Annotated in this window: 8 protein-coding genes; 2 read left to right on the forward strand and 6 right to left on the reverse strand. The window is 71.7% G+C overall.

All coding sequences use genetic code 11. From position 1 onward, the window contains the following. The first annotated feature begins 264 nt into the window (after nt 1–264). Entirely contained in the window at nt 265–825 is a 561-nt protein-coding gene (locus AB0A74_RS09760) for a hypothetical protein (protein WP_358248420.1), read from the forward strand. A gap of 77 nt (nt 826–902) precedes the next feature. Here the strand turns inward: AB0A74_RS09760 and AB0A74_RS09765 are convergent, their stop codons facing one another. Further along, the gene (locus AB0A74_RS09765) at nt 903–1,862 is read right to left on the reverse strand and encodes a restriction endonuclease (protein WP_358248421.1); all 960 of its coding nucleotides are present in this window, start codon (nt 1,860–1,862) and stop codon (nt 903–905) included. A gap of 392 nt (nt 1,863–2,254) precedes the next feature. Between AB0A74_RS09765 and AB0A74_RS09770 the strand changes: the two genes are divergently transcribed. After that, the gene (locus tag AB0A74_RS09770; protein WP_358248422.1) at nt 2,255–4,495 is read left to right on the forward strand and encodes a S8 family serine peptidase; all 2,241 of its coding nucleotides are present in this window, start codon (nt 2,255–2,257) and stop codon (nt 4,493–4,495) included. Nucleotides 4,496–4,529: 34 nt separating this feature from the next. Here the strand turns inward: AB0A74_RS09770 and AB0A74_RS09775 are convergent, their stop codons facing one another. The 5 genes from AB0A74_RS09775 to AB0A74_RS09795 are packed head-to-tail and all read right to left on the reverse strand — an operon-like array spanning nt 4,530 to nt 9,713. After that, the gene (locus AB0A74_RS09775; protein ID WP_358248423.1) at nt 4,530–5,123 is read right to left on the reverse strand and encodes an HD domain-containing protein; all 594 of its coding nucleotides are present in this window, start codon (nt 5,121–5,123) and stop codon (nt 4,530–4,532) included. Nucleotides 5,124–5,170: 47 nt separating this feature from the next. Beyond that, nucleotides 5,171–6,736 (reverse strand): PH domain-containing protein, encoded by a 1,566-nt coding sequence (locus AB0A74_RS09780; protein WP_358248424.1) that lies wholly within the window; start codon nt 6,734–6,736, stop codon nt 5,171–5,173. A 15-nt stretch (nt 6,737–6,751) separates the two neighbouring features. Next, nucleotides 6,752–7,141: a nuclear transport factor 2 family protein gene (locus tag AB0A74_RS09785; protein ID WP_343934669.1), complete on the reverse strand. Its 390-nt coding sequence runs from the start codon at nt 7,139–7,141 to the stop codon at nt 6,752–6,754. A 14-nt stretch (nt 7,142–7,155) separates the two neighbouring features. Further along, nucleotides 7,156–9,171, reverse strand: a complete 2,016-nt coding sequence (locus tag AB0A74_RS09790) for an NADPH-dependent 2,4-dienoyl-CoA reductase (protein WP_358248425.1) — start codon at nt 9,169–9,171, stop codon at nt 7,156–7,158. Continuing rightward, nucleotides 9,168–9,713: a PadR family transcriptional regulator gene (locus AB0A74_RS09795; RefSeq protein ID WP_358248426.1), complete on the reverse strand. Its 546-nt coding sequence runs from the start codon at nt 9,711–9,713 to the stop codon at nt 9,168–9,170. Before AB0A74_RS09795 ends, AB0A74_RS09790 begins: the two co-directional genes overlap by 4 nt. Between the last annotated feature and the right edge of the window lie 124 nt (nt 9,714–9,837).

Here is a 9,837-nt window from a genome sequence, read left to right on the forward strand (position 1 = left end):
ACGGAGCACGCTGCGTGCGCCACCATCGCGATATGCGTCACTCCCTGACGCGAGGAGCGCTCGGCCGTTCGAGTGAACAGAGCCTCGTCCGACGGCAAGTGATCGCCGGAACATGAAATACCCGGCACCGCTGAGGTCGCTGGATCATGATCAAATCAGTCCGAGCACAGCCGGTCCATCCAACCTGGCAACCAGGCCGCCTTCACCGCAAGCGCGGCCCCCGCCACCTCGAGGTGGCGGGAGCGAGAAGACCAGGGAGAGACCGTGAACATCACCTTCCGCGCGCTGATCGGCGCGGTGCTGGGAGTGGCACTCCTCGCACCGGCCGCGCAGTTGGCGGTCGCCACTCCGGCCACCGCCAACGTCTCGCAGGCAGCGCAAGGCGCCGCCGTGTCCACTCGCGAGACGGGCAACGCCCACATCCCCCTCCGGCTGACCGCCTCCGAGCGGCAGGAGTGGACGGCCCTCGTGTCGACCGAGGAGGGCCGCCTCCACGTGCTGACCCAGCTCCAGGACGCCTTCGGTGGCGCGCTCACCGTCGGGACGAGCCCGGGTACCCCGAACAAGGGGGGCGACCTGACCGCCAACCTGTCCACCGGCATCACCGGTGACCACTTCTGGATCATCGTGTCGTACGCCGACGTCGTCAACGGCGCCGTCGCGGCCGGTGTGGCGGCCTGCGCGACCCGGCTCCCGGGCTGGCTGTGCTCCGCCGCCGGCAACCTGATCAAGCAGTGGGCAGCGGGCTGGGGCAACGCGAGCAACCACGGCATCTGGGCGGAGATCTACTGGATGCCGCCGCAGATCAAGGTCGGTCGCTGGTAACCAGCTCACGAACCCGCTGCCGCCCCTCTCCCAGGAGGGGCGGCAGCGGCATGTCCAGGCCCTATCGTCAGGCGACGTCATCGACGCTTGGCAAGTACAACGGCTTCCGGTCCACGCTCGCGGCTCGTGTCTTCACTCTTTAGCCACTCTGCGAAGTCGCCTTCGCGCTCCAGCAGGTACACGATCTCGCGCAGCTCGGCCAGCACGATCGTCTTCTGCGAGAGGGCATCCGTGCACAGCTTGACGGTCGTGTCAGCGAAACCGGATGCGGAAATGATGAGTCCACGGACGTCGGCCCGGTTATACACGCGGACGAGGTGCTGCGACACCCCATCGACGCCGAGAGGTTTGTTCCACCACTTGACCTCAACGAGGTACGGCTGATTGTCCAATTCGATGAGGCCATCGATTTGCTCGCCGATTTGTCCGCTCTCCGTGGTCAAGGTAAAGCTCTCTCGCACCCCGAGGCCGTCCAACTTGAAAATCTCGTTAAGCAAGGCCTCGAGCTTGAGCCCGCGCTGACGAGGGTCCGGCATGCCGAACAGCTTGGCGAGGTCACCGCGCAGCTCCTGCCGCAACTCGCGCTTACGCTGGACCGCCGCGGCGGCCTCGCGCTGCACCTGTAGGCGCTCTTCCCGTTCCCGGTCGCGCTCCTGCTGCATGCGGACGAACGCGTCCTTGGCGTTGACGAGCTGGCGGACCCTGGCCACCAGTCCCTGCGCCTTGAGCGCCTCCTCCGGCCAGCAGGTCGAGAAGTCCTCCCACTCGACCACCCGACGCACGATCTCGCGGCGGGCCCGCAGCCCGGAGTCGCCTTCCTCGTTGACCCGCGCGAGGGCCGTCCGGGCGATGTCGTACTTGGTGATCGACGTACGGTCCGTGGCCACCCGGCGCTGCACGTCGACTAGGTGACGCTCGTCGACGCCGCAGGCCCGGAAGAAGCGCACGGTGTCCGGCTTCGACCGCTGAAGCAGCGGGATGGTGTCCACCAGCAAGGTGATCAGGTCGGGTGGGTAGTGGTAGGGGTCGCTCGCCATGGATCACCTCGGTACGCGCCGTCAGCTCATCATCTTCGCACGGGCATCCGACACCAGCCGGAGGTCACCACTCTCGCGTGACCCGCTTTGATGCCTAGGTCGTCCGTGTGTCGTTCGAGAGCCCTCAAGGCAGCCCGGCCCACGCCGCGCCCCAGACGAGCCCTCAGCAAGCCAGTGAGCCGGTTCAAGGCGCGCAGGCCGCTCTCGCCGGCTCGGGTCACGCATCCGCCCTCCTGCACCCCCAGGCTCGAGCTTGCCGCCCAACCACGCCTCCTTCTGCCACCCGGCCAATGGATCAGAGGCCAGCTGTGCGTAGCGGTCGGCGGCGCCATGACCGACCTGATGATCATGAAACCATACGTTTGCCCTGGTAGACTGCCTACTGACCGAGGGTGGATAAGCCCTCTCTCGTCTCGGCGGGCAACAGCGGGCCGGGCGACGAGTCGATCGGCAGCCCGGCGGCGGCCGACGCGGCGCTCACCGTGGGTGCCGTGGACCGCGCCGACCAGCTCGCCGAGTTCTCCTCGCGCGGGCCGCGCTGGGAGGACGGCGCGATCAAGCCGGACATCACCGCGCCCGGCGTGGGCATCGTGGCCGCGAAGGCCCGCAACGCCAAGATCGGCGACCCGGTCGGCGACGCGCACCTCGCCCTGTCCGGCACGTCGATGGCCGCTCCGCACGTCGCGGGCGCGGCGGCGATCCTGGCCGCGCGGCACCCGGACTGGACCGCCACGCGGCTCAAGTCCGCGCTGATGGCCAGCGCGCGCCCGAACCCCGCGCTGACGGTGTTCGAGCAGGGCGCGGGCCGGGTGGACGTGGCACGGGCGGTGCGGCAGACCGCGCACGCCACGCCGCCGTCGCTGAGCCTGGGCACCGCCCGGTGGCCGCACCACGACGACCAGCCGATCGAGCGGAAGCTGACCTACCGCAACGACGGCGCGACCCCGGTGACCTTCGCCGTCACGGCCGAGGTCAAGGACCCCGCCGGAGCCGCCTCCGGCCTGATCACCGTGTCGCCGGCGCCGGTCACCGTCCCGGCGGGCGGGCAGGCCGAGGTGACCGTGACCGCGACGACCTCCCTGGACAGCCCCGACGGCCGCCACAGCGGCGCGATCGTGGCCACGGGCGGGGACGTCGTGTTGCGGACGCCCGTCACCGTGGTGAAGGAAGTCGAGAGCTACGACGTCACACTGTCCTTTGTGGACCACGAAGGCAAGCCGACCGCCGACTACTGGTACCGGTTCGTGGACGTGGACCGACCGCAGGCCTACGTGGACCACGACCCGTCGGGCACCATCGTGGCCCGGCTGCCCAAGGGCACGTACTACTTCGACGGCTGGGTCGGCACCGTCCACCTGCGCAAGAACACCTACCTGACCGAACCCGCGATCGTGGTGTCCGGCGACACGACCCTGTCGTTCGACGCCCGCGACGCGGTGACGCCGAGCTTCGCGGTGGACCGGCCGACCGCCAGGGCCGGGTACGGCACGGTGTTCTTCGACCGCAAGACCGCCTGGGGCGACACCGGTTTCGGCCTGATCGGCGGGTCTCCGGACCGGCTGCTGCTCACGCCGTCCAAGACCTCCGCGCCGGGGCGGAGCGCGTTCACCGCGACCGCCACGCTGGCCGAGCCGGACGGGGCGGGCACGTTCGTCGGCAGCCCCTACCAGTACCACGTGTCGTGGACGCACGACGGCGCGGTGCCCGGCGACCTGGCCCGCCGGTTCCCCGACCGCGACCTGGCCCGCGTGCAGACGGTGGTCGTCGCGTCGGCGGAGGGCAGGACGGCGTACCTGGAGCAGTTGGCGAGCGGGCCGATGCCGTTGCGGGTCCAAGAGTTCTACTCGCCGGGTGTCGAGTGGTGGGGCGGCTTCATGCAGTTGTCCGCGCCCAACGCGTTCCCGCCGGAGACCTCGCAGAGCGGCACGTCCCGCACCTTCGCCGTCGGTCGACCGGTGACCGAGCGGTGGAACGCCGCCGTGTACGGGCCGGCGTTCCCGGTGATGCGGCGCAGCTACGAGTGGGCCGGGCGGTCCGGGGACCAGATCGCGGTGTCCATGCCGATGTTCACCGACCAGGACCCGACGCACTACGGGTTCTCCTCGGTCGACAAGGCGCAGACCACCCTGCACCGCGACGGCGTCCTGGTGGGCGAGTCGTCCTACGCCGGGTCGGTGCGCGCCGCCGTGCCCGCGGGTCGGGCGTCGTACGTGCTGCACGCGCAGGCCACCCGGTCCGGGGTGTCGGACCTGTCCACGAGCGTGACAGCGGACTGGACCTTCACGTCGGACACGGTGACCGGCGACCCGGCGGCGTTGCCGTTGCTGGCGGTCCGGTTCGCCCCGACGCTGGACGACCGCAACCGGGCGCGGGCGGGACGTCCGTTCGCGTTCCCGGTGTACGTGCAGCGCAACGGCGGCGGGTCGGTGGCGGACGTGCGGACGACCGTCCAGGTCTCCTACGACGACGGCGCGTCGTGGCGGCCGGCGCCGTTGGCGAAGTTCGGTGAGCGGTGGCTGGCGGCGGTGTCGCACCCGGCGGACGCGAAGTACGTGTCCTTGAAGGCGTCGGCCCGCGACAAGGCGGGCAACGGGGTCGAGCAGACCATCATCCGCGCCTACGGCCTGAGCTGATCGAGGTGACCCGCTGGGCCCTCGGTCCAGCGGGTCACCGGTCCAGGCCGTTGCTCCGGACCCGGTCGGGCCACCCGCCGCGCACCAGCCCGGCGGCGGCGCACTCGGGCTTGCGCACGGCCTGGTCCTCGGCCCGTTCGAGGAACTTCTCGGCGAACCCGAGCCGCGGGTAGCGCCCCAGCAGCTCCGCGGTGAACTCGGGCGTGAACAGCTCCAACCGCCGCCCGGACACGTCCGCGCTGACGGCGACCTGCAACAGGTGGCTCTCGGGGTCCTGCTCGGCCGGCACGTCGTCGCGCATGTGCAGGACGATGACCTCGTCGAGCCGCTCCCGCCGCGCCGCGTCCCACCCGGCCCCGGCGGCGAACACCTTGGCCAGCCGCCCGCCGGCCTCCTCGAACGGCATCCGGTGGCTGTCGAAGAACGGCGTGAGGGCGAGGTCGTGCAGGAGCGCGGCGACGTAGAGCAGCTCGTCGTCGTACCCGGCGATCCCGGCGGAAGCCCCGTACGCGACCGCCCACGAGTACGCCCGCAGCGAGTGGTTGCGCAACCACGGCTCGGCGAACTCGGTACACACCTCGACCGCCGCCTGAGCCGCCCTGGTGTCGGGCCCGGTGAAGAAGTCCACGAGCCGCAGCCTAAGCCGTTCCGACCGGCCGCCCCAGCCAGATCAGGTCACGTCAGCCACAAGATCGCGCCGGCCACGAGCAGGAAGCCCAGGCCCACCGGCAGCGCGCCGCCCAGGCGGGAGGTCACCTCGCCGCCGTGCGGGGACAGGTCGTGCAGGCGGCGGGCGATGGCGCCCAGTTCGGTCACGTCGCGGCTGCTCGGGGCCAGGGTGAAGCGGGTGCCCGACTCCAGTTCCAGCACCAGCCGGTCGTCCGTGCGGCGGATCGACGTGATCTCCGACCACGGCACGCGGTAGGTCCGCAGCCAGGACCGGACCTGCGCGTGGTCGTGGTGGAAGACCGCCGACGGCCGGCCGCGCAGCCAGCCCACCACCGCGCACGTCCCCGCCGTCCACAGCACCGTGAGCACCGCCGGACCCTGCAGGAACGCCGCGCCCACCGTGAACACGACCGCCGCGAGGAACAGCCACCGCGCGGTCCGGACGTCGTGGTCGGAGGGCGGCACCGGCATCGGCAGCGGCGGCACCTCCAGGGCCACGCCCAGCAGCTCCTCGCCCGGGTCGTCGAAGCTGGGCAGCACCCGGTGGTACGGCCGCAGCGGACGGGTCGGCGGCAGCGCCCCGTCCGGCGTCACGAGCACCACCCACCCGCCGTGGCTGAGGTCGCCCACCGCGAGCATCCGGTCGTCCTCGAACCGCCCCGACACCGGCATCGACCCGAACGGCTTCCCGTCCACGGTGTGCAGGACGGCACGTCCGCGCAGGTCGGCCCGCACCAGCACCTCCACGGCCCGCGCCGGGCCGTGGAGCACCCGCTGCGCCGCCCGGCGCGCCGTCACGTCCCGCATCCGCAGGAAGACCGCCATTCCCAGCGCCACGGCCATCACGGTCAGCGGGAAGGTCACGTCCTCCGGCTCGGACACCAGCTCCGCCCATGCCCCGTCCGTGCGCACCGGCACCGACCGGCCCACCCCGTACGCCTCGGGCGTGAGCACCGAGAACGTCCGCTCACCCGACGGCAGCGCCACCTTCACCGCGTAGTCCTCGACCGACAGCACCCGCGCGTGCACCTCGACCGCGGCCGTCTCGTGGTCGGCCAGCGCCGTGGCCACCACCCCGTACCGCACGAACGCGAGCACCCCGACGACCAGCATCACCCCGGCCACCAGCGACCGGCCGGTGAACCGCTGCGGCAATGGCCGGGACACCGTCACCACCGAGCTGACCTCGCCGAACACCCGGTGCTGCGCCCGCCGCGCCTCCACCAGCCACAACGCCACCACCGCGCACGCCAGGCCGTGCAGCAGGAACGCCAGCCGGATGCCGTCGTGCTCCTCGAACACCACTTCCAGCAGCCCGAACAGCGTCCCGGCGCAACACCCGAGCACGGGTTCGCGCCACAGCAGCACGGGCGTCGCCAGCACCAGCGCCACGGCCACCGAGAACCCCGGGTCGGGCAGGCACGGGGAGGCGGGCGTGCAGGTCACCGGGATGGACACGGCGTACCCGAACGCCACGCACCACCCGACGACCAGCACGCCCCGGTACACCCAGACCGGCACGGTGGGCGCCTCCCACCGTCGCAGGTGCTCGGCGGTGAAGGGTCGGCTCATGCCCCAAATCCTGCGTTACGACACGACCCCGTCCGCCACCAGCCCCGCGTAGATGGCCTCGCCGACCGTCGTCAGCGCCGACAGCGGCCGGATCATCACGGTGAACGTGCCGATCCGGCCGTCGGCGTCGAGCTGGATCAGGTCGATCCCGTCGACCTGCTTGCCGTTGACGACGGTCCGGAACCGCAGCACGTGCCCGTCCGGCCCGCCGTCGTACTGGCCGACGTACTCGAAGTCCTGGAACGTGCGCTGGAGCACCCCGAACAGGGCGCGGACCACCTCGACGCCCTCGAACGGCCGGAACTTGACCGGGCTGTGGAACGTGATGTCGTCGGCGAACAACGCGGTGGCCCCCGCGAAGTCGCCGGCCTCGATCGCCCTGCGGAACCGCTCTGCCGCGTTCATCCGGTTCTCCCGTCTCAGATCGTCGCCGCGAGGCGCGTGCCCTGGTCGATGGCGCGCTTGGCGTCCAGCTCGGCGGCGACGTCCGCGCCGCCGATCACGTGCGTCACCACGCCGCGCTCGGTCAGGCCGTCCACCAGGTCGCGCACGGACTCCTGCCCCGCGCACACCACGACCGTGTCGACCTCCAGCACGCGCGGCCGTTCCCGCTTCGGCCCGAACGAGACGTGCAGCGCGCCCGGCTCGATGCGCTCGTAGTTCACGCCGGTCAGCTGCTCCACCCGCTTGGCCTTCAACGCCGCCCGGTGCACCCACCCGGTCGTCTTGCCCAGCCCCTTGCCGATGCCGGACTCCTTGCGCTGCAACAGGTACACCTGTCGGGCGGGCTCGGCGGGCCTGGGCTCCACGACACCGCCGCGGGTCCGCGCCGGGTCGCCGACACCCCATTCGGCCCGCCACTCGGCCAGGTCCAGGGCGGGGGAGGTGGCGTGGGTGAGGAACTCGCTGACGTCCACCCCGATGCCGCCCGCGCCGATCACGGCCACCCTCGCGCCGACCGGCGCGCCGTCGCGCACCACGTCCACGTAGGACAGCGCGTGCTCGACGCCGGGGATGTCGGGCACCCGCGGCGCGACGCCGGTGGCCACCACGACCTCGTCGAACCCGGTCAGGTCCTCGACGGCGGCCCGGCGGCCCAGGTGCAGCTCGACGCCGGTCAGCTCGACGCGGCGGCGGTAGTAGCGGATCGTCTCGGCGAACTCCTCCTTGCCGGGGATGCGCCGCGCGATGGCGAACTGGCCGCCGATGTCGTCCTCGGCCTCGAACAGCTCCACGTCGTGCCCGCGCTCGGCCAGCGCGACGGAGGTCGCCAGCCCGGCCGGCCCCGCGCCGACCACGGCGACCCGCTTCGCGCGGCGGGTGGGCAGGAGCTTGAGCGTGGTCTCGCGGCCCGCGCGCGGGTTGACCATGCAGGAGGCCTTCTTCAGGGAGAACGTGTGGTCCAGGCACGCCTGGTTGCACGCGATGCACGTGTTGATCTCGTCCACGCGGCCGGACTCGGCCTTGCGCACCCACTGCGCGTCGGCGAGGAAGGGACGTGCCATGGACACCATGTCCGCGTCGCCGCGTTCGAGGATCTCCTCGGCGACCTGCGGCATGTTGATCCGGTTGGAGGTCACGACGGGGATCGACACGTGCGGCTTGAGCCGCGCGGTGACGCCCGCGAACGCCGCGCGCGGCACCGAGGTGACGATGGTGGGGACGCGGGCCTCGTGCCAGCCGATGCCGGTGTTGATGATCGTCGCGCCGGCCGCCTCGACCTCCTGGCCGAGGGCGACGACCTCGTCCCAGGTCTGGCCGTCCTCGACCAGGTCGAGCATGGAGAGCCGGTAGATGATGATGAAGTCGTCGCCGGCGGCCTCGCGGCAGCGGCGCACGATCTCGACGGCGATGCGGCGGCGGTTCTCCGGGGTGCCGCCCCACCGGTCGGTGCGCTTGTTGGTGCGCGGGGCGAGGAACTGGTTGATGAAGTAGCCCTCGGAGCCCATGATCTCGATGCCGTCGTAGCCGGCTTCGCGGGCCAGCGCGGTGCTGCGGGCGAAGGCGTCGACCTGGCGCCGGATGCCCCGTTCGGACAGCGCGCGGGGGCGGAACTTGGAGATCGGCGCCTTGATCGCCGACGCCGAGACCGACAGCGGGTGGTAGGAGTAGCGGCCCGCGTGCAGGAGCTGGACGGCGATCCGGCCGCCGGCCTCGTGCACCTTGTCGGTGATGATCCGGTGGTTGCGCGCTTCCCTGGTGGTGGAGAGCTTGGAGGAGAACGGGTAGAACCAGCCGGCGCGGTTGGGGGAGAAGCCGCCGGTGACCATCAGCCCGACGCCGCCGCGGGCGCGTTCGGCGAAGTACTCGGCCAGGGCGGGGAAGTCCTTGGCGCGGTCCTCCATGCCGGTGTGCATGGAGCCCATCAGGACGCGGTTGGGCAGGGTGGTGAAGCCCAGGTCCAGGGGCCGGAGCAGGTGGGGGTAGTCGGTCATCGGGGGTCGTCCTCTCGCATGGCCGCGAGCACCTCGTCACACCATTCGAGCAGCGCCTCCTCGGCCTTGATGCCGCCGCGCAGGACGAGGTGCTGGTGCAGGCGCCGTCCGTGCAGGGCGGACGGGTCGGGGAAGTCCTTCTTCTCGATGGCGCGGTACACGTCGAGCCGCTCGGCGTGGTGCCGCCGGTGCCGGGCCACTTCCTCGGCGACGGCGCGGGGGTCTCCCAGTGACGCGCCCCGGATCTTGACGGCGAGGTCGTGCCGGACGGTGGCCGGCTCGCCCGCCTCTTGCAGCCACCGCTGGAGTTCTTGGCGGCCCTCGGGGCTGACCCGGTAGACCTTCTTGTCGGGGCGGCCGTCCTGGGCGACTTCTTCGGCGGTGACCCAGCGCAGGTCGTCCATGCGCTTGAGGGTGCGGTAGATCTGCTGGTGGGTGGCGGCCCAGAAGAAGCCGATGGACTTGTCGAACCGACGGGCCAGCTCGTAGCCGGTGCCGGGCCGTTCGTCCAGGGACACGAGGATCGCGTGCTCCAACGCCATGCTACCGAACGGTAATGTGCAACGAGTCGCTGTGCAACTAGTTGCATAGCCGACCTGCTCGACCGCCTCGCCGAGCCCCGCGCCCGCCCCGCCGCGCCCGCCCCGCCGCGCCCGCCCCGCCGCG

It is taken from the genome of Saccharothrix sp. NPDC042600 (genome assembly GCF_040647305.1).
Classification (GTDB): Bacteria; Actinomycetota; Actinomycetes; order Mycobacteriales; family Pseudonocardiaceae; genus Actinosynnema; species Actinosynnema mutabilis.

What these genes read in the sequence shown, in the direction of transcription:
- AB0A74_RS09765 (WP_358248421.1), bottom strand. Translation starts at nt 1,862, where the DNA reads ATGGCGAGCGACCCCTACCACTACCCACCCGACCTGATCACCTTGCTG.
- AB0A74_RS09780 (WP_358248424.1), bottom strand. Translation starts at nt 6,736, where the DNA reads ATGAGCCGACCCTTCACCGCCGAGCACCTGCGACGGTGGGAGGCGCCC.
- AB0A74_RS09785 (WP_343934669.1), bottom strand. Translation starts at nt 7,141, where the DNA reads ATGAACGCGGCAGAGCGGTTCCGCAGGGCGATCGAGGCCGGCGACTTC.
- AB0A74_RS09790 (WP_358248425.1), bottom strand. Translation starts at nt 9,171, where the DNA reads ATGACCGACTACCCCCACCTGCTCCGGCCCCTGGACCTGGGCTTCACC.
- AB0A74_RS09795 (WP_358248426.1), bottom strand. Translation starts at nt 9,713, where the DNA reads ATGGCGTTGGAGCACGCGATCCTCGTGTCCCTGGACGAACGGCCCGGC.